At 48.7% G+C, this 20,465-nt stretch carries 21 protein-coding genes; 4 read left to right on the forward strand and 17 right to left on the reverse strand.

The features are described 5' to 3' along the window. Positions 1–3: 3 nt before the first annotated feature. From cydB to ACZ5R2_RS21535, 14 genes are all read right to left on the reverse strand, one after another. On the reverse strand, positions 4–1,140 hold the full coding sequence (gene cydB / locus ACZ5R2_RS21470; RefSeq protein WP_464902591.1) for a cytochrome d ubiquinol oxidase subunit II: 1,137 nt from the start codon (positions 1,138–1,140) through the stop codon (positions 4–6). A 15-nt stretch (positions 1,141–1,155) separates the two neighbouring features. Continuing rightward, positions 1,156–2,748, reverse strand: a complete 1,593-nt coding sequence (gene cydA, locus ACZ5R2_RS21475; RefSeq protein WP_438457102.1) for a cytochrome ubiquinol oxidase subunit I — start codon at positions 2,746–2,748, stop codon at positions 1,156–1,158. A gap of 638 nt (positions 2,749–3,386) precedes the next feature. Then, entirely contained in the window at positions 3,387–4,391 is a 1,005-nt protein-coding gene (gene ruvB, locus ACZ5R2_RS21480; RefSeq protein ID WP_464902590.1) for a Holliday junction branch migration DNA helicase RuvB, read from the reverse strand. Positions 4,392–4,420: 29 nt separating this feature from the next. Continuing rightward, positions 4,421–5,032, reverse strand: coding sequence for a Holliday junction branch migration protein RuvA (ruvA, locus tag ACZ5R2_RS21485; protein WP_464902589.1), 612 nt, complete (start codon positions 5,030–5,032; stop codon positions 4,421–4,423). Positions 5,033–5,149: 117 nt separating this feature from the next. Beyond that, positions 5,150–5,671 (reverse strand): crossover junction endodeoxyribonuclease RuvC, encoded by a 522-nt coding sequence (ruvC, locus tag ACZ5R2_RS21490; RefSeq protein WP_438457099.1) that lies wholly within the window; start codon positions 5,669–5,671, stop codon positions 5,150–5,152. Between the two features lie 346 nt (positions 5,672–6,017). Further along, positions 6,018–7,064: a metal ABC transporter solute-binding protein, Zn/Mn family gene (locus ACZ5R2_RS21495; RefSeq protein ID WP_464902588.1), complete on the reverse strand. Its 1,047-nt coding sequence runs from the start codon at positions 7,062–7,064 to the stop codon at positions 6,018–6,020. A 19-nt stretch (positions 7,065–7,083) separates the two neighbouring features. Continuing rightward, a complete protein-coding gene (locus tag ACZ5R2_RS21500; protein WP_464902587.1) occupies positions 7,084–7,959 on the reverse strand; it encodes a metal ABC transporter permease in 876 nt (291 codons plus the stop codon). Continuing rightward, positions 7,959–8,681, reverse strand: a complete 723-nt coding sequence (locus ACZ5R2_RS21505; protein ID WP_464902586.1) for a metal ABC transporter ATP-binding protein — start codon at positions 8,679–8,681, stop codon at positions 7,959–7,961. Before ACZ5R2_RS21505 ends, ACZ5R2_RS21500 begins: the two co-directional genes overlap by 1 nt. After that, positions 8,681–9,580 (reverse strand): metal ABC transporter solute-binding protein, Zn/Mn family, encoded by a 900-nt coding sequence (locus ACZ5R2_RS21510; protein WP_464902585.1) that lies wholly within the window; start codon positions 9,578–9,580, stop codon positions 8,681–8,683. The genes ACZ5R2_RS21505 and ACZ5R2_RS21510 overlap by 1 nt, the downstream gene beginning before the upstream one ends. A gap of 18 nt (positions 9,581–9,598) precedes the next feature. Next, positions 9,599–10,159 (reverse strand): DUF6162 family protein, encoded by a 561-nt coding sequence (locus ACZ5R2_RS21515; protein ID WP_464902584.1) that lies wholly within the window; start codon positions 10,157–10,159, stop codon positions 9,599–9,601. Then, positions 10,159–10,467: a hypothetical protein gene (locus ACZ5R2_RS21520; protein ID WP_464902583.1), complete on the reverse strand. Its 309-nt coding sequence runs from the start codon at positions 10,465–10,467 to the stop codon at positions 10,159–10,161. The genes ACZ5R2_RS21515 and ACZ5R2_RS21520 overlap by 1 nt, the downstream gene beginning before the upstream one ends. A gap of 9 nt (positions 10,468–10,476) precedes the next feature. Next, a complete protein-coding gene (locus ACZ5R2_RS21525) occupies positions 10,477–11,292 on the reverse strand; it encodes a DUF4198 domain-containing protein (protein WP_464902582.1) in 816 nt (271 codons plus the stop codon). 18 nt (positions 11,293–11,310) lie between these two features. Then, positions 11,311–11,832: a DUF2271 domain-containing protein gene (locus ACZ5R2_RS21530; RefSeq protein WP_464902581.1), complete on the reverse strand. Its 522-nt coding sequence runs from the start codon at positions 11,830–11,832 to the stop codon at positions 11,311–11,313. Positions 11,833–11,844: 12 nt separating this feature from the next. Next, positions 11,845–12,474: a PepSY-associated TM helix domain-containing protein gene (locus ACZ5R2_RS21535; RefSeq protein ID WP_464902580.1), complete on the reverse strand. Its 630-nt coding sequence runs from the start codon at positions 12,472–12,474 to the stop codon at positions 11,845–11,847. Between the two features lie 259 nt (positions 12,475–12,733). Between ACZ5R2_RS21535 and ACZ5R2_RS21540 the strand changes: the two genes are divergently transcribed. Then, a complete protein-coding gene (locus ACZ5R2_RS21540) occupies positions 12,734–14,872 on the forward strand; it encodes a TonB-dependent siderophore receptor (protein ID WP_464902579.1) in 2,139 nt (712 codons plus the stop codon). A 74-nt stretch (positions 14,873–14,946) separates the two neighbouring features. Here ACZ5R2_RS21540 and ACZ5R2_RS21545 read toward each other — a convergent pair whose 3' ends face one another. Beyond that, entirely contained in the window at positions 14,947–16,443 is a 1,497-nt protein-coding gene (locus tag ACZ5R2_RS21545) for an alkaline phosphatase (RefSeq protein WP_464902578.1), read from the reverse strand. An 808-nt stretch (positions 16,444–17,251) separates the two neighbouring features. Continuing rightward, on the reverse strand, positions 17,252–17,998 hold the full coding sequence (locus tag ACZ5R2_RS21550) for a phosphatase PAP2 family protein (protein ID WP_464902577.1): 747 nt from the start codon (positions 17,996–17,998) through the stop codon (positions 17,252–17,254). Between the two features lie 166 nt (positions 17,999–18,164). Here ACZ5R2_RS21550 and ACZ5R2_RS21555 point away from each other — a divergent pair, with 166 nt between their 5' ends. Next, positions 18,165–18,380 (forward strand): cysteine-rich CWC family protein, encoded by a 216-nt coding sequence (locus tag ACZ5R2_RS21555; protein WP_464902576.1) that lies wholly within the window; start codon positions 18,165–18,167, stop codon positions 18,378–18,380. A gap of 126 nt (positions 18,381–18,506) precedes the next feature. Here the strand turns inward: ACZ5R2_RS21555 and ACZ5R2_RS21560 are convergent, their stop codons facing one another. Then, positions 18,507–18,698 (reverse strand): hypothetical protein, encoded by a 192-nt coding sequence (locus tag ACZ5R2_RS21560; RefSeq protein ID WP_464902575.1) that lies wholly within the window; start codon positions 18,696–18,698, stop codon positions 18,507–18,509. A gap of 311 nt (positions 18,699–19,009) precedes the next feature. On the opposite strand from ACZ5R2_RS21560, the gene ACZ5R2_RS21565 reads away from it, so the two are divergent. Both ACZ5R2_RS21565 and ACZ5R2_RS21570 read left to right on the forward strand, forming a co-directional pair. Then, the gene (locus ACZ5R2_RS21565; protein WP_464902574.1) at positions 19,010–19,201 is read left to right on the forward strand and encodes a hypothetical protein; all 192 of its coding nucleotides are present in this window, start codon (positions 19,010–19,012) and stop codon (positions 19,199–19,201) included. A 9-nt stretch (positions 19,202–19,210) separates the two neighbouring features. After that, positions 19,211–20,425 (forward strand): MFS transporter, encoded by a 1,215-nt coding sequence (locus ACZ5R2_RS21570; RefSeq protein ID WP_464902573.1) that lies wholly within the window; start codon positions 19,211–19,213, stop codon positions 20,423–20,425. The last annotated feature ends 40 nt before the right edge of the window (positions 20,426–20,465 follow it).

Here is a 20,465-nt window from a genome sequence, read left to right on the forward strand (position 1 = left end):
TCCTTAATACAGTGAGTTTTTGTTTTCTTCGATGAACTTGTCATCAAGGCGACCAAACATCTTGTAGTAAGTCCAAGATGTGTAAGCCAGAATAATAGGCACCATCACAGCCGCAACTGCGGTCATCAGGTTCAGCGTCAGTTCACTTGAGGTGGCATCCCACATGGTCAAGCTGTGTGAAGGCACCAAATCAGATGGCATCACAAATGGGAACATAGCAAAGCCCGCTGTCAGGATGATACCTGCGTTACCCAAGCTTGAGGTTAGGAAGGCAAAGCCACACTTCTCAAAGCGTGAAGCTACCACGGCTAGAAGAGGCATAAACACACCCAGTGCTGGCGCTAACCACAACAGTGGGTATTGCTCGAAGTTGCGCATCCACGCACCCGCTTCACGGATAACCTCTTTGTTAAGTGGATTAGACGCTGCGTTGGTGTCAATGCCACCTACGATCACGTAGCCTTCAATAGACTGAACCCAGAAACCCGCTAGAACAAAGCACACCACGGTAAGGATACCGGTGATCTGAGCCACATTGCGCGAGCGAGTGTGAACATCAGAGGTGGTCTTCATCTGTAGCCAAGTCGCGCCTTGCATCACAATCATAAATAGGCTGACAAAACCACATAGCAGAGCAAATGGGTTGAGCAGGCCAAAGAATGAGCCGTGATAGGTTGGCATCAAGAAGTCACTGAGCTGGAACGGAACGCCCTGCAGCAGGTTACCAAATGCCACACCGAAGATAACCGGTGGTACAAAGCCGCTGACAAAAATGCCCCAATCCCACGCTTCACGCCATTTTGGATCTTCAATTTTCGAGCGGTAATCAAGGCCGATTGGACGCAGCCAAAGCGCGGCCAAAGTAATGATCATCGCAAAATAGAAGCCAGAGAAAGACGTCGCGTAAACCAATGGCCAGGCTGCAAACAGTGCACCACCTGCGGTAATAAGCCAAACTTGGTTACCATCCCAGTGCGGCGCGATCGAGTTGATCATCACGCGGCGCTCGTTGTCGGTTTTACCCACAAATGGGACTAGGGCACCCACACCCATATCAAAACCATCGGTAATCGCGAAGCCGACTAGTAGGACACCAATCAGTACCCACCAGATGAATCGCAACACTTCGTAATCAAACATACATCTCTCCTTGTATTACGCTTCAACTTGACGGCCAAGCTTGTCTTCGACAGTCGTGGCGTTTTGTTCAAAGTGGTAGCGGCCCGTTTTCAGGCTGCTAGGGCCTTTACGTGCGAACTTCAGCATTAGGTAAACCTCTGCAATCAAGAACACTGTGTAAAGTGCGATGATCGCAAACAGTGATGTCCAGATTTGACCTGCAGTTAGTGCCGATGCGGCCACGCTAACCGGTAGGATCTCACCCACTGCCCATGGCTGACGACCATATTCGGCAACGAACCAACCGGCTTCTACCGCAATCCAAGGTAGTGGCAAACTCCAAAGCGCGGCTTTAAGTACCCACTGTTTCTGCTCGATCTTCTGACGACAGGTTTGAACAAACGCCGCACCAAAGACAAACAGCATGATCAGGCCACAGCCCACCATAATGCGGAACGACCAGAATAGCGGCCATACGGTAGGAATGGAGTCATCCGCTGCAGCTTGGATCTGATCTTCTGTTGCGTCGACAACCGCATCGGTGTAGCGCTTAAGCAGCATGCCGTAACCAAGGTCGCCTTTGACTTCATCGAAAGCCGCCATATTGGCTTCAGACTTGTTACCAGCGCGCAGTTGCTCAAGTAGCTCATAAGCGTACATACCGTTACGGATACGATCGATATGCTCTTCACGCAGATCGCGCAGACCCGTTACCTCTTTATCCAGAGAACGCGTCGCGATGATACCCATTAGGTAAGGGATCTTGATTGCGTAGTCGGTTTCCATGGTCTCTTGGTTAGGAATACCGAATACAGTAAATGGCGCAGGCGCAGGCTCAGTGTGCCATTCTGACTCAATCGCAGCCAGCTTGACTTTTTGCACGTCACCTAGCTCATAACCAGATTCATCACCCAGGACGATAACCGAGATGATTGACGCCATACCAAAAGACGCAGCAATCGCAAACGAACGACGAGCAAAGGCGATGTCACGCCCTTTCAGTAGGTAGTATGAGCTGATTGCAAGAACGAACATCGCACCTGTGGTGTAGCCCGATGCAACCGTGTGAACAAATTTCACCTGAGCAACTGGGTTGAGCACTACCTCAGCAAAGCTCACCATCTCCATACGCATGGTTTCAAAGTTGAACTCAGCGCCGACTGGGTTTTGCATCCAGCCATTCGCCACCAAGATCCACAGTGCAGAGAAGTTAGAGCCAAGCGCAACTAGCCAAGTTACCGCCAAGTGTTGGCGCTTGGACAGGCGATCCCAGCCAAAGAAGAATAGACCGACAAAGGTAGATTCGAGGAAGAAGGCAACCAGGGCCTCGATGGCAAGCGGCGCACCGAAGATGTCCCCAACATAATGCGAATAATACGACCAGTTAGTACCGAATTGGAACTCCATGGTCAGACCCGTGGCAACACCAAGGGCAAAGTTGATACCGAAAAGCTTACCCCAGAACTTGGTCATGTCCTTATAGATTTGCTTGTCGGTCATAACGTACAAAGACTCCATGATGGCTAGCAAGAAAGCTAGACCGAGAGTCAATGGTACGAAGAGGAAGTGATACATCGCGGTAATTGCAAACTGCAACCGCGACAGATCCACTACGTCGATGTCGAACATTATTACTCCTTTGTGCCGGCTGAATGGCACTTTCTAAACACTAAATTCCATTAGCTATCGCTTAGCGACTCATAATATTGCAATCCTTTTGCGCGATTGTTGCCGCCATGTATCGCAATGTTGTATTTTTGTTAAGCGATAACTAATATAGCTGGAGCTAATATTACTGATTAATCGGGAGCGTTTCAAAAAGTTTCTTGCGAAATTACGCCTTGATGAGGATCAAGATTTGAAAGGTTAAATTGCATAAAAAAGCATCAAATTGACGCAAGTCAATCGCTTTTTCTAGAGGCTGTTACACAGATGTGGTGAAAGGAACTGCTGCAAGCGTGAATTGGAACACACTTGCAACATATTTATCTAGCCAGGCTAAGTCAATAATGAAAACCAAAATGTAACATTGTGACGGCGCGCACAGCGCGCGCGGGGCGCGCGAGTATCACTGCGTTCCGAGGTGCGGGTTACACTTCGTTCCGGGGTTCGAGGGGTTTATCACTTGCGGGAAGTCCCCTCACCTCTCGAATCTAGACTCTCGCTTCTGAATTCAGACGCAGGGCACGAGTATCATTACGTTCCGTGGTGCGAGGAGCTAGTCACGCGTGATAAACCCCTCGCCTCTCGAATCTCGCTTCTCGCCTCTATTTTTCTAGGCCGAAGTGTAAGTAGGCGCGATCAGTTGCGATGCGGCCACGTGGCGTACGCTGCAAGTAGCCTTGCTGAATCAGATAAGGCTCCAGAACATCTTCGATGGTGTCCTTCTCTTCACCAATGGCTGCGGCCATGTTATCTAGGCCAACCGGGCCGCCACCAAACTTCTCCATAATGGCGAGTAGGAGTTTGCGGTCCATGTAGTCAAAGCCTTCGGCGTCGACGTCTAGCATGTTGAGCGCTTTATCTGCAACATCAGCGCTGATATGGCCATCGCCTTTTACTTCGGCGTAGTCGCGTACGCGGCGTAGCAGGCGGTTGGCGATACGTGGGGTACCGCGGGCGCGTCTTGCTACTTCAAGTGCGCCATCTGGGTCCATCGATAAGCCGAGGCAATCGGCGCTGCGCTGGACGATATGCTGCAAGTCGGGGATCTTGTAGTACTCAAGGCGCTGGGTGATACCAAAGCGATCGCGCAGTGGCGAGGTCAGTGAGCCTGCACGGGTGGTAGCACCAATTAGGGTAAACGGAGGCAAATCGATCTTGATTGAGCGCGCTGCTGGCCCCTCACCGATCATAATATCGAGCTGATAGTCCTCCATCGCAGGATACAGGACCTCTTCCACCATTGGGCTTAGGCGGTGGATCTCATCGATAAACAGGACATCGTTTTCTTCGAGGTTGGTCAGGAGCGCGGCCAGATCACCGGCTTTTTCCAACACAGGGCCTGAGGTGGTACGAATGTTCACTTCCATCTCATTGGCAACGATATTAGCGAGCGTGGTTTTACCCAGGCCCGGAGGGCCAAAGATCAACAAGTGATCGAGCGCTTCACTGCGCAGCTGCGCCGCTTTGATGAAGATCTCCATCTGATCACGGACATGGTCTTGCCCCTGATAATCTTGGAGCTTTTTGGGACGAATGGCGCGATCAATCACGTCTTCGTCTTTAAATACTGGGTTCTCTGGGGCGATTAAACGATCGGCTTCAATCATGACATTTCAACTTTTGACCGGTTTGACACTTATACCATTGACTTCAATGCTTCGCGGATCAGCTCTTCGCTCGACATACCGTCTTTAGCAACTTGGGAGATCACCTTAGAAGCTTGGGTCGGCTTGTAGCCAAGTGCAAGTAGTGCGCTGACGGCTTCTTCTTCGTTGTTCTGACTTGGCACGGCTGAATCCATCGGCGCGGCATCGGTATGAGGTGTAAACAGATCGCCCTCACCCCAGCCTTTAAGGCGGTCTTTCATCTCTACCACCAAGCGCTCAGCGGTCTTTTTACCTACGCCCGGCAACTTAACCAAGGTCGAAATATCCTCGCGCTCTACACACGCAACAAACTGCGTTGCCGTCATACCCGACAAGATGCCAAGACCCAGTTTTGGCCCTACACCATTGGCTTTGATCACCTCACGGAATAGCGCGCGCTCTTTCACCGTATTGAAGCCATACAGCAGCTGAGCATCTTCACGCACCACAAAGTGGGTGTAGATGATGGCTTCTTCGCCAACGTTCGGCAGCTCGTAGAAGCAGCTCATTGGCATTTGGACTTCATAGCCAATCCCATTCACTTCAATCAATACTTCTGGTGGCAATTTTTCAATCAGTGTTCCGCGCAGACGTCCAATCACTGGAGGTTTCCTATAGTTGTTCGGTTAGTGGAGTGATGATAATCAATAACTGGATGGATAGCCAGTACAAGTCTCGATGCCGTGCTGTATAGCAGGTAACTTGCAGGATTGAGGATATTAACGATAGCGACCACGGCGTGCTGAGGTGGCTTTACCTGCCAGGGCAACTAAGGTCTTATTGGTATTGGCGTGACAAATCGCCACACCCAACGCATCTGCGGCATCCGCCTGCGGCTTGGCCGGCAGTTTGAGCATATGCTGAACCATATGCTGCACCTGGGCTTTATCAGCGCCACCGGTGCCAACTACAGCCTGCTTGATCAATCTCGCCGCATACTCATAAACTGGAAGGTCCGCATTCACCGCCGCAACAATCGCACTGCCACGCGCTTGGCCAAGCTTTAGCGCCGAGTCGGCGTTTTTCGACATAAACACCTGCTCGATAGCAAACACATCAGGCTGAAACTGGGTAATAAGCTCACTCACCCCAGCATAGATCTGTCTTAATCGACCCGGCAGCTCTTTTTCTGACATACGGATACAACCGCTACCTAAATACTGCAAATGGCGGCCTTGCTGGCGAATAACGCCATAACCTGTAATACGTGAACCGGGATCAATCCCAAGAATAATCGACATAAAATGCTAAAAAAACAAACCTATTTTTAATAGCGTAACATGCTCTGGATGTTCGAGAAATGCTATGGCGGTTGAGTGGCTAAATAAGTAGCGAGGTTCGAGTACGGGCTTTGCCCTTCGGGGAGCGAGGAGTTGGCCATGCGTTGGAGCAGAGACGAAAGGCGAGAGATTCATCCACGCGTGGTAAACCCCTCGCACCTCGGAACGAAATGATCCCCGAACCCCGCGACCTTAGAGCAGAAGCGAGAGTCGGGAGGCGAGAAGCGAGAGGTTCAACCACGCGTGGTAGACCCCTCGAACCTCGGAACGAAGTGATACTCGCTCCCCGGAACGAAGTGAAACTCAATTAAAGGTCTAAGTTCCAGCGCTGCAGTGGATTGTCAACTTGGATACCTCGGCCCCATCGATCGAGTGGGTCGATGCGCAAGACTGATACGCCTTCAGGCAGGAGTTTAAGTAGACGTTGGTTGACTGGGCGGGTGGTTAGGACCCATAGTTCTGGCTCTTCTTTTACCCATTCGGCGATATCAGCAATGTCTTGCTCGTTCCAATCGAGGTTTGGCTTGAATTTACGCTCTAAGACAAATAAATCATTGGCTAGCACGAAGTCTTCTAGGGCCTCTTCAAGCAGGATCACGCTGTCGATTTCTGCTTCAAATAGCTGACGCTGCTGGCTGGCGCTGAGCTCTTTAAGAGACTGTAATAGCTGACCTTGGTTATCGGAGATGGTTTGCTTGTGCTCTGGCCAGATGCGAACGAAATCATCACCGATGATCTCGGTCATGCGCATTAGGTTAGCGGCGCTTAGCCACACGTATGGAGAAACGCCGTCTTGGGTGTGCAGCGCGGTTACCGCTTGCCCGTTTGGCAACAAAGCTTGGCCAGCATCGACGTTGATCACCTGAATATTATGCGCTCGAGTGTGAGGGTAAAGTGGGTCGGCTTGCCAGATTGAGCCCATGCTCACCACAACTTGTGCCTGACCAGTCACCTCTGCCACCTGCTCAGCGCCTTGTTGCTCATACCAACCGGGTAGACGCTCAAAGCCAAATCGCGGCGGCGCGAGGTTTTCAACTTTAAGTCCCGTACCTTGAGTAAGCTGGTCTACGATCATGTAGGTAGCAGGTAAAGAAGTCAGTACATCCACTGGCTGAACTTCATCATTCGCAGCTGGCTGTTCTTCTGCTGATAATTCGTTAACCACCAACACTTCATTGCTAAGTTGAGGCTCAGCATCAATGACTGCTTCACTGCTTTCAACGGTTTCTGCGCTTTCGATACTTTCAATCTTGACCAAAGTTTCAGTGCTAACTTGAGTTTCAGTACTAACTAGGGTTACCGCGCTGACGATGCTAGGCATCCACGCTAAAAGGACAAATAAATATTTAACCATGTTTGTTTCTCATTCTTAATTATGCTTTGACCAAGATACGATACAGAGTCACTGTTAAGAAAAAACTGGCGCACAGCAAGATGATCGCCGCACCGGATGGAATCGACCAACCCAGCTCCATTGGAACCACCGTACCCAGAACACAAGAAACCGTTGAGATCGCCGCTGATCGGCGCACAAACGTCCCCATATCTGAGCTGATCAATCGCGCGGTCGCTCCTGGGATCAACAGCAGTGCACCCACCAAGACCGCGCCGATGATCTTCACTGCTGCAATCGTGATCAGAGTGATCATAATGACAAACAAATAATCATACAGCGCCGTCTTATAACCTCGTACCTTGGCCAAATCTGGACTGATACAGGTTAACAGCATGCGGTTAAATGTTGGTAAAAATAAAGCAAGAATTACTGCAGAAGCGATAGCCAATAGATAGATATCACTGTCCTGAACGGTCAAAATTGAACCAAACAGTACATTCTCTAGTAAATGGACATTGATCTGACGCGCAACATACATCAGCAGCGCTGCGCCGCCAGCAAGTGCCACGGCAAGAAACACACCAACTAAGGTATCGTAAGGCACTTGCGTGCGGTTACGTACGTAATGCAGCAGCAGGGCGAAAATCATCGAAAAGCAGAATAAGCTGATGATCGGGTTATCGGTTGGTTCTCCAAGCAAGATACCAATTGCGATACCGGTCATCGCCGCGTGCCCCACCGCCTCAGAGAAGAAGGCAAGGCGCTTGGCAATCACTAACGTACCCAAACCGCCTAGCATGGGACCGATTAGCAAGGACGCAATCACCGCGTTAACCACAAAGGCGTAAGTAAAGCTCTCAGATAGGTAGCCCGCGTGAGCTGCGCTTTGAGCGAGTTCTCGTAACCATTCCATTAGGCGGCTCCCACGACTTGATAAGGTTTTTGCTGGTATAGCGTGGCCAAGTTTTGTGCTTGCAAAAGCTCAGAGGCAGGGCCCGAGCGCAGCAACTTGCGGTTGATAACATGGACTTGAGGTGAAGGTAACTTTTCCACCGTTTCAGGATCATGCAGCACGGCAATCAAGGTGCGATTGTCGGCAACCAACTCTGAAATCAGGTTCTCAATATAACGCACGCCTTGCTCATCCATGCCCGTGGTTGGCTCATCGAGCATAATAAGCTGAGGATCATCCAGTAGGGCCTGAGCAAAGAGAACACGCTGCTGCTCACCACCAGAAAGTTGCCCCATGCGTCGCTGGGCGCGATCAGCCATACCCACACGCTCAAGCTGCTGCATTGCACGCTGCTTATGCGCAGCATTTTGGCGCCAAAACAGCGGATGACGGGTTTGATTCAGCAGCACAAAGTCCATCACCGTCAGTGGCAGGCTGGCTTCGAATGTGGCTTTTTGTGGCACATAGCCAATCTTGCCTTGCTGCTCAGGCCATATCACATTGATATCGCCCGCAAATGGGGTCAAACCCAAGATTGAACGCAGCAATGAGGTTTTACCGCCGCCGTTTGGCCCCATCAGCACATGGCATTGGCCACCGGCAAACTGGTGATTGACCGACTCCAGCACCGGGCCGCCCACGTAGCTGAGCGACATATTTGAGATTTCAATGCTCGGTCCCATTAGCCTTGCTCCGTCGAGAAGTGAATGGCCTCAACCAAGGTTGCTAGATTCGAGGTGGTCTCAAGCGTGACTTTGTCTTTATCAAACGAACCGTAAGTCATGTGTGAGAAGCGAAACAGGCGCACACCGGTTTCTTTTTCTATGGTGGCAACAAAGCGGTTAGGCATGTCAAGCTCATAAAACAGGATATTGATCCCCGAGTCGCGAATACGGTTGATCGTGTCTTGCAGTTGACTTGCGCTCGGCTCAACGCCATGCGCTGGCTCAATCACCGCATCAACACCAATGCCAAACTCTTGCAGAAGGTAGTCGTAAGCATTGTGTGTGGTGGCGACTTTCATCCCACGGGTGTCAAGGCCGGTAATCGACTCCATGGTTTTTTGCTTAAGCTGGCGTAGCTGCGCGGCATAGTTGCGCGCATTGCGGCGATACTCGCGCGCATTGTCTGGGTCAAGCTTACCCAGCTCTTGAGCAATGGTGTAAACCTTTTGAATCGTGGTGGTAATGCCGATAAAAGTATGTGGGTTGACTGCATCCGAGCCGACACTGGCGCCCATAGCTGGCAGTAATGGTACCGAATTGTTGGCATTGATTACAGCAAGGTCGCTGCGGTTAGCAGCGCGGATCACCTCAAGGGCAAAGTCATCATGGCCAATGCCATTGATCACAATCGCATCCATTTTTGCCAATCGCTGCAGGTCTTGTGGCTGAGCTTGATAGTTGTGGGCGTTAAAACCTGCATCAACCAAGGGCATTACCTCAGCCTTATCACCTACCACCACAGACACATAGCTGTAGTAAGGGTGAAGCGTGGTGCCGACGACCATTTTGGCTTGAGCAAATAGTGGAGTCATCGCGAGCGCTAACAGAAGGCCACTATGTTTTATTATATTTTTCATATTCGTACGTTCGTTATATTAGTGATGGTGGGCTTGACGATGAGTTTGTACAAACACCACTTGTTGCCATTGACCGTGAGCCAGGTCGGCGTTCGGGGTTTGAATCGATGCCAAATGGAGCCAAATTGCGGGCTCATCTTGATCTTGGCTATCAAGCAATACCGTCTGGTAACCCAGGTCATCGTTGCCCGCCCGCGCAAGATAACGGCCATCCTCCAAGCTGTGCCAGTCAAGCTCAGCCAGGCTGCGCCAATTTTGGTCTTGGGTGAAAGGGGCTAGATACAGCTCTTCCAGTTGCTCAACTTGTGGCCACATTGGCGTGTCCTCAAATTCAACACTGTCTTGATAGAGGTCGACGATTTCTTCATGGGCGACTTTCAGTTGGCTGAGCAGCGTTTGCTGGGCCACCGTCATTTGATCGGCTCTTAGCTGATGATCCGCAAGCTCAACCGCAACATCATCGCGTTGGTTAAGTGGAATGGTCACCAACCCCAGCAACAACAACAGACTAATGCTGAGAAAGATATAGCGCCCTTCTCGAGCGCCATTGTCCGGCCATACTTTTTGTGTGTGCGCCATTACTTATCCTTGATCTCTACGATGTCCACTTCTGCTGGTGCCTCGTGGCCTGGGTCGAAGACGATGTAAAAATCATCTTCAGGGAGCTCAAAGCGAGCCAGTGATTGGCCGTCGGTTCGCTGGCGATCAAGCAGGTTGTCATCGTAGTCAAACAGCTCAAGGTCGTAATTCGAGGCATCACTGCCATCACTCCAGCTCGCTTCGCAAAGCACACCTGAGCGTTCATCGACAAACCAACACTCCAGCATGCCATAGTGGGCCTTAGCTGGCAGTGAAATCATGGCAAATGCCAACAAAAAGTATTTCATCAAGGATCCTTAGTCGAGCTGTGCTTCAAACGTCACTGACAAACTGGTTGAGAGCACATCAGCCAGTGGGTTGTTTTCAACCGGAGTACGGGTTGAGGTTTGCAGCACGTAACGACCTGCTTGGTCTAGCGTAAACGATACTTTACCGTCTGCACCTGATACCACAGTGATCTCTTCTTGCGCTGCACGGTAAAGCGTACCCTCGCGAGTGATGGTTGACTCAACGCCCGCTAGTGGCTCACCGTCTAATAGGAATTGAAACGTCACCTCTTCATTTTCAATGATATCTGAAGGGTGAGTAATCGGATTAAACTCAAAACCTTTACCCTTTGGCTCAATCGCCTTAGTGCTTGGCGCCATTACAGTTACGTAGCTCTCTGAGCGACGATTAACTAGACTAGTGCTGATATCGCGCGCGCCTTCAGGGATTTGCGCGTCACGCTCAGCTTTGCTTGCGCGAATGCGGCGTACTGTGTCACGACGACCGACCTTATAAGTGGTCAAGTACATTGGGTCAAAGTTATTAACGATCTTGTAAGTGCCCTGCTCTTCAAAGAAGAAATCAAACACTGAGCGACGCTGGCCGCGTAGGACGTGATCGGGACGTGCTGATGTACCATCCGGCATCACGATAGTTGCGCCATGTGCCGAAGCTGGCTTATCGAATACAAACGTACCGTGTGAAGCGGTAACGTCGAACGTGACCCAGTCACCATCGTCTTTAGACACAGTAAAGTGAGAAGGCAAAATCCAAAGTGGGTGTGCGCTAACTAGAGACGGTGCGATCAATGCCGCTGCCAAAAGACCTGTGGTAAATTTTTTCATTATTTTTTCCTGGAGAGATTATTTTGTTTGGTAATTGATTTCGATGACGCCAATCTCGGCTTGCGGTGTTGTGCTGATCACAAAGCTCTCTTGGCCTAACTCAATCGATTGGCGAACAATGTCACGACCACCGTGCTCTCGCACCACCTCGGTAAAGAGTGTGTACTCACCTTGCTCGACGCGCTCGCCTTGCTCATTAAGGCCGTCCCACTCGACGCGGTAGTTGCCTGCGCCGCGCGTTGCTGATGAGATACCATCAATCTTTTCGCTGTTGTAGCGACCGAATTTGCGCCACCAGCTGCGAATATCTTTAAGCCATTCGGTTTGGTTACCTGTCCACAAGGCAATGTTTTTCACCACCTGACCTTGTGAATCTTCGACCCAAATCGCGACATAAGGACGCGCGTACATGGCGACATTAAGCTCAGGCAATTCAAACTGAACTGATACTCGCGCTTGCTCAGGAAGCGCTTCAGCCGAGGCTAGCGGTGAGAGTGCTAAGCTAGAGAGCACTACTGCACACAGGGTTTTGTTAAACATGCAAACCGTCCGTTAATAACTTAAGTAGTAAGAAAACAGCGTTGCGATGGTGCCAAATGACAACCATTTAGTGGCAACCACTAAGGTTTTCTTTTTAGGAAACAACAAAATAAAACCAGTCACGATAAACAGCAGCATCACGACTGAAGCAATATCAATAAACAGGTGCCAAGCCGGACCTGTGTTACGACCCTTGTGTAGGTCGTTGAGCCAAGCGACGGTGCCGTAATCGGTTACACGAAACTCCACCTCATTCTCAGCCAAATCGATAAACACGCTGGCATCATAGCCAGGGCCTTTAAAATCAAACTCAACCTCACCTTCTACTAACTCATCACCGCTATAGCGAGTAAAGGTGCGCACCGGTGAAACAATGCCTTTGAGTTTGCCCTGCTGCTTTGACCAATCAATCACAGCAACCTCAAACTGCTGCTGATCCTCTGCGAGAGTCTCAGCCAGCGCAGTGGGCAGCTCTGCATACCACTCTTTGACATCGGGCTTGGCGACGTAGAGCTCTGGCCGGTTGAGAGTCAAACCAGTCACTGCAAAAAACAGCATCGACAACATCAGGGCCACCGAGCTGTAAATATGGATTTTTCGCGACCAAGATTGGACGTTTCTATTGGTGATAATGTTTTTCATGTCTTGGCCGATGGAGGTGTTGCTGGCAAACTACACTCGCCTAAAATTAAATACAAATGATAATCTGTCGCATTTAAATTCTTTTCTTGTTGTTTTTCAATCTTCTTTTTCAACTAAAATGCACTTAATTTGATCTGAATCACCTTTTTAGCAAAATCTGTTACATTCTGTAATTTTTGAATTTAATTTATTTTGATAATCATTATCATTTGCATCCAGATTGCTCGCTAAGCTTGCAAAAACAATAAGGAATTCAAACATGACATTTAAGCTAACCACTGTTAGCACCGCTATTTTAGCGGCCCTCGCCTCTAGCGCGGCTCTTGCTCAAGACAATACAGAATTACAAACGGATGAGTCGATGACCATTACCGGTCGTGGCTTTGATGACTACAAAGTGGACCATGCATCGGGGGCGATGCGAGCGGATATCTCACTACTTGATACGCCACAATCGGTTGCGGTTATTCCTGAGATCATTCTTGACGAGCAGCTTGCGACGACTTTGGGTGAGGCGCTAAGTAACGACGCCTCGGTTTCACCTGGCACCAAAAAATGGAACCGTGAAGTGTTTAGCCTACGTGGTTTTGAGCTTGCGTCCGGCGATGGCTATCTGATTGATGGTCACCAGCAATTTGCTCACTACATGCTGCCAATTGAGACGCTTGAGCGCGTTGAGATTCTGAAAGGCCCAAGCAGTATGCTTTACGGTGCAAGTAACCCTGGTGGCTTGGTCAACATGGTGCGCAAGCGCCCTACTTTTGAGCCTATGGTTAACGTCGGCACCGATATTGATGACAACGGCAGTCACCGTGTTCATATCGATGCGTCTGGTTCCCTAAACGAATCCGGTAGCCTGCGTGGACGCATGGTGATGGTGAAACAAGACACAGAGGAAGTGCGTCAGTATGCCGATGGCGATAACCGCGAGCGTGACCGTTTCCTTGGCTACGGTATTATTGAAGCCGATATCTCTGACTGGGGTTTGTTGTCTGTTCACTACGAGCGCACCCAAGATAAAGCCAACATCGACTCTGGCGCGTGGCTGGATAGCAACGGTAACGTAATCGGTGATAAAGATCTGATCCGCGATATGAGCTGGGCTTACACCGATAACAACGTTCAAAACGTTGGCTTTGATTTTACTGCGTATCTAAATCATGGCTGGGAGCTGAGCACCGGCTATAACTATCAGCAATTTGACCGTCGCCGCTTTGATTCTTCACCGAACACAACTGCTCGTACTGAGCTTGATGGTTCATACAGCATCACCCCATTCGACCGCCTAGATGAATGGGTACACCACACCTTCTACGCCGACCTAAAAGGAAACTTTGAAGCGCTGGGTGTTGAGCACAATACCGTTTTTGGTATCAACGGTTTGTTGTACGAATACGCACAGCAGCGCCAGACTGGCGAAAGACAGGATATCGGTTCTGATGGCTCGGGTGCACTACCAGATATCAATTACAAAAACGGAGCGCGCTCAGAGTCTGATAACACCTCGGTTGGTTTCTACATGCAGGATCTGGTCACGCTTAACGATCAATGGCAAGTGCTACTTGGACTGCGCTATGACAAGTACTACGATGAGATCTCCGGAACTGACAGCGAAGGTAACGCCATCAAAGTATCAGATGGCAACGACTCTTCGGCCTTTTCGCCAAAAGTTGGCGTGATCTATCATCCAGCCTATAACGGTACTATTTACGCGAGCTACGCAGAGAGCTTTAGTCATCAAAGTAACGTGCTGAATGACAATGACACCATCACCGAGTTTGATCCACTAGAGAGCCGTCAGTTTGAGGTGGGAACTAAGTGGGAGCTGTTTGATCAGAGCCTATTGCTCACCGGTGCGATCTTCGATATCGAGCTAAGTAATGTTCAGTTCACTGAATACGTTGATGAAGATACTAGCATCACGACACAAGGCGGTAAGCAACGTCACCAAGGTGCCGAAGCCGGCGCTCAAGGTCGAATTAGTGACAAGTTCTTTGTGATGGCATCAGCGATGTATATCGATGCTGAGTACACCAAGGACGACACTTATCAGGGTAACACTCCGGCCAACGTCCCTGAGTGGTCTGGCTCGGCGTGGACACGTTACGCGTTTACCCCAAGCACGGCGGTTAACCTTGGCTTGAACTACCAAGGCGAGCGTTACGCAGACGAGAGTAACCTAGTCAAACTGGATGGTTACACACGTATCGATGCGGGTGCGTCACACAAGATTAAGAGCGGTGACGTAACTTGGGATTTGCGTTTTAACATCGAGAACCTGCTGGATAAAGAATACTTTGTTGGCTCAGGTGGCACACAGGACAGTTTCGGTATTATCCGTGATGTTCACTACGGTGACGAGCGCCGCCTTAAGCTCTCTGTGAACGCAACGTTCTAATCACCTCGCTTTATGCAGAAACCCCCTCAGATGCTTGCATCTGAGGGGATTTTTATTTACCAAATCAAGAGTAATTAATTCACAATAAACTCTTTCATCACATCAAAGATGTTGGTGTTATCAAAGTACTCACCGGTTGCGCCAGTGTTCTGATACTGCTCAGTGTAGTTGGTATCGGTGTCAACAACATGCTGGTCAAACATATCTTCACCTACCCCTTTCACGTAGACACGCACAAGCTCATTAGTATGGCTGCCGCTGTAGTATTTCACTTTTGGCATCGTATTTTTGCCCGGGTTTTCCACCGCCGTATAAGCAACTTGGTCTGACTGCTCACCCAATACATAAGCATTACCATGGTCGGTTGTGACGATCAGCATCGTCTCATCCCATGAGCTGTTTTGCTCTACCCATTCCATCACTGCCGCAACAGAGTCATCAAAATCAATCTGCTCTTCGATGATACGCGCAGTTTGTTTACCGTGTGCTGCCCAGTCAACCGCGCCGCCTTCAATCATGACGAAGAAACCATTGTCGTTCTGTGATAGGTAATTAAGCGCGCCTTTAGTCATCACTTCTAAGCTAGGAGAGTTGGTTAACATGCTACAATCAAACGCCACCGTTTTGTCTTCACCTTCTTGGCAAGCACGGCCTTGCTGAAGGGTTGAAATATTTTGCACTAAGCCAAATAGCGGCGCTTGCATCAACTCTATGCTTGACTCATTGTTCGCCAAACGCTCAAAATCAGCTTTAGTTTCAATCATACCCCAAGGCAGATCATTGCCTTTGGCAAACAGTTCGTTGTTGGTTAAGTCAGTCCAGTCTTGCTCTGATACATACTTGTGATCGTAGTTTTGTATACCACGCTCTTGGCCCTGATCATCAAATGCTGGGTGTCCTGTACCCATGACAAGGTCAAGAATACCCTCTCTTAGCATGTAGCTGCCAAGGTCCGAGTATGCATTGCGGCTAACATGGTGGGCACCAAACGAGGCCGGTGTCGCATGGTTAAATTGAACGGATGAGACCACACCCGTGCTCATGCCCTGATCTTTGGCGTATTCAGTGATAATTTTTAAATCACGACCACAGAAATCAACCGCGATGGCGTTATTGTAAGTCTTTTGACCGGTTGAGATAGCGGTGCCCGCTGCAGCCGAGTCCGTTGCATCTCGGTTTAAGTACTCATAACCCTCGAAAGGACGGGCTGTGTTGCCACTTGGCGTGTTGTCCCAAGCTAGATCTTTATCGTAAGAGACCTGCTCACGACCGTTTTCATCTGAACACATATCAGCTGGGTTTGAGCTGGTGTTTAGGGGGAAAGTTGTCATTGCATAACGCGTTTTAATATCCACATACGGCACAGAGTCATTCGCTAGCGTGCCTTTTTGCCAGTAAGATGCAATATCCCATGCGCCATCACTCGCACCGTCAGTGATCATAAGAATAATATTTTTCGCCTGTTTAACGTCTTTATCTTGCTCATTTGAATCACTGGAGTTACAACCAGTAATTAATAGAGCCGAAACAGTTAGCGCCACTGAACTTAATTTAAAAAAATTACCTTTCATTACATTGCCTTTTACAAGATGATTTAAGTACGGCTTCAGTATTCATAATCAAACTTATATTAAATTTGATCAAAAACAACTTTTACTAGCTTTAATCAAAAGTACACAATTGGTAAATAATAGTTAAATCTTAGATTAATTAATTTGAAACAAATTAATTCAAACTCATCTGACGCTGAATAATTTATCCCTAGTATAATTAAGTATTAACTCAGCAACCATCCTAGATTTATTAACCATTTTCTCAGTATAAACTTGCGATTGTACAAGTGGTGAGGTATTGCCTCTGACTACAACAAAGAGCATCGTTTTCTCTCATTCCGCCATCTAAATTATTTTGATTACCCTACCGGGGCTATTTATACAAAAACAAAGCCACTCTTTATATTCTGTGGCGAGTCTATAAATGGATTAATAACCGCCTATAACATCAATTAGCAACTCCAATTACCTTACATTACCTCGCAAGCTATCCTTACGTTGACATAGTTAAGAGTGAATCTGCAACTACCGTTACTAAAAGCGTCAATAGTCACTTATCACTAAACGTATCAACATGAGTCAATATAATCTATCAGATAATAGTCACCTATTACTTCAACTCAATTACACTTTTATATTAACTAATTAATCAACGGAGGTGGATAATGATAGTCATTACCATATCCATTTAAACCAATATAATTGCTTTCGTTTAAACTTTGATATTATTTACATTTAAAACAATAAAGCTTGGATATTATCAGAAAATTTTTCTAGCGACCTCAAGGTACTGATCCAATCAGCACCTTGCGGTTATTAGGCAGGTTTATTGGTCTAGATAAGCACGCACACGCGCCGGAGCTAGGCGCAGCGCTTGATTGGCCAATCGTGGAAAAGTAGGTATCACCATATACAGCAAAGTGACATACGCTGCAGAGGCGAACAAGTCTTCCGGTCGGTGCATACCGATCCAAATACGGGTATATGCAACGCTTGCCGCCCAAATAACAACCATGCACGCTAGATAGAATCGTCTCTGCTGGAAAAATAACCCGGCAAAAAACGCCACACAAATGGCAGCAAAGATAGTGTGACCAGAGGGAAACGAGTAGTCTTTTTCACCCTGCCAATGGCGAGTACGCCAGTTGCTCACCTGATCAGATACGTGACCAATCACTTGAGCTTGTTCAGCAACGTCCAGTTGGTAGAACTGCTCCGCACTGGGGATGACTTGCTGCTGGGCAATATGCTCTGTGTAAGGACGAGGACTTTCCGTCAGCTGTTTCAAGCCACTTTTGCTCAAAAACCCAATCACTAAGATCACCGCAAGTTGAGTAAAGCGAATCACTAAGTCACGGCGTGACATGTTTAAATTCAGCGAGAGTAGCGTCAATCCCGCGAGCGTAAGTAAAAAGCCTCTGTGTCCAGCCGAGTCAGTCACCACTGTCACCAATATACCACTCACATGCCCAACGGATGCGTTGAGATCAATAACCTGGCTCAAAGGAGGGGTCACGGCCAGAGTTAACGTAAACAATAACATCATTACTAAGCCGTGTTTTTTATCTCTCATCTCGCCTTCCTTTTGATCATGCAAAAATTAGAGGCAGGAATCATACGCAACTATTAGATTAAGTAACATCCCTATTGTGTCAGAGAAAATGTCAGAGTTTAAAATAACTTGTCATCCATACTCACACCCAATGATAATTGGCTAAGTAATCTACAGAGATACAACGATGAAACCACAAAACCAAGCCACAAAATGTCCAATTTGCCATCAGGACAACCGATGTGGTCAGCCCAAGACACAAGGTTGCGGCGATCAATGTTGGTGTTTTGACCAAAAAATAAAATTTCCCGAGGCACTCCTAGAGCAAGTACCGCAAGATAAAAAAGGCATCGCGTGCATCTGCCAAAGCTGCGCCGAAAAATTTGCTCAATCATTAGACTAAATCGCCTTACGGCAGAGGCGAGAGGCGAGGCTTAGCATCGATAGAGCTTCACAAATTCTAAGTTGCTGTGTGGTTCGGGCGTTTGAGGACTCGCAACGCCCGAAAGGCATTGGTGTGATTGATAGTTTAATGCTTACGGTTTGACTCTTCTTGATCATAATACCCACCGCCCGTTTTCTCAGCAGGATCTTGCCAATCAAGACGGAAAGTAATGCCACTTCGCTCACCACTATCACTATCGGCTGTAGTGGCAAAAACAGCAGGCGCGGACAAAGCAACAATCATTAAGCTGGTCAGTGTTATCGAATTAAATTTCATGGTCAGGCTTCCTTTATCACAGTTAATCAAATCAATGTCTTGTCCGGACACCATTAATGTTAGTCATCCTGTGAGTCACTGAATAGCGGATAAATTTGTTCAACTTGTTGCATTATTTCGTTGAAACTTTTTAAGTGGCGAGGTTCGAGTCACACTTCGTTCCGAGATACGAGGAGCTCACCATAACAGTGACCCAATCTCGCTTCTCGCCTCTATGCGTTTTATGCATATAAGCCAAGACAATTAATCATTTGCCTCATACACGTGAGCCATTTACAATTCGCAACATCTTTAATTCACTTTGAAATGGTATGTTCTCACAGACATTGACGGCGCAACTGGTTCGCATGACCCTGCTGCTGGTCATGGCTTTGGCCGCGGTTCACCACTCACCTTTCCTTTTGCAGGTGCTCGCAGAGCAGGCAATGGATGCGGGGTGTCATAGCCACGATACCTTAGACAGCCACAACCACCATCAACACCACAACCATCATCAACATTAAGAGTCAAACATGAGTATTTTTCGTTTTCCAATTTTGGTTTGGCTAGGGATCGGTACACTAATTATTAGCCTAGGGATCAGGCAGTCTTTCGGTATCTTTATGATGCCTATTTCAGAGCACTTCAACACAGGTCGCGAGTTCTTTAGCCTTGCGATTGCACTGCAGAACCTATTGTTTGGCGCATTCCAGCCATTTGTCGGCATGGCCGCTGATAAGTGGGGCGCAAAGCGTATCGTTGTTATCGGCGCGATTGCCTATGCCCTGGGTCTGGCGCTGATGTCAGTGACTCAATCCACTGCGATGGCTTACATCTCTCTTGGCGCGCTAGTCGGCTTTGGTCTAAGTGCTACCAGCTACGTGATCATCCTTGGTGCGGTGGCAAAAGTGGTACCAGCGGAGCACGCAGCCAAGGCCTTTGGCCTAACCACTGCAGCTGGCTCATTTGGTATGTTCGCCATGATCCCAGGCGCGCAAGCGATGATGACAAACTGGGGCTGGCAAGGTGCAATGCAAGGCTTTGCTATGCTGTGTGCCTTGATGATTGCTTTTGCTGCCTTTATGAAGACCAGCAAACCTAGTGTGGCGGCGGTAAAGACTCAGTCGGTCCAATCAGAAATGACTCTTAAACAAGCGCTTAAGCAGGCGTTTAATCACAAAGGCTACTGGCTCATTCATGCAGGCTTCTTTGTGTGTGGCTTCCACGTAATGTTTATTGCTACCCACTTGCCAAGCTACCTAGCTGACAAGCAGCTACCCGCCTCAAGCGCAGCGATGGCACTGGCGTATGTCGGTATCTTCAACATCTTCGGCTCATACTTCTGGGGCCTGATGGCGGACCGCTACAGCAAACGCCACGTAATGTGTGTACTGTATATGCTGCGCGCTGCAGTCATCGCAAGCTTTGTGGTGTTCCCAATCAGCGAGTTCACCGCAGCCATCTTCGGCGGCGCAATCGGCTTTGTCTGGCTTGGCACCGTACCATTAACATCGGGTCTAGTGCGTCATATCTTCGGCGTAAAATACATGTCGACCCTATACGGTCTAGTCTTCTTCACCCACCAAGTTGGCAGCTTCTTAGGCGCTTGGGCAGGCGGTCGCATCTACGACTACTACGGCAGCTACGAGCCAATCTGGTGGTCAACGGTCGTACTCGCGGTGATTGCTGGCTTGATTCATATTCCGATTGATGATCGTCCAGTCGAATTGGTTCCCAATCGTGCCTAGCGGCAGAAGCGAGAAGCGAGACGGGCTTTGCCCTTCGAGA

The sequence above is a fragment of the Vibrio sabulosilitoris genome, assembly GCF_055391395.1.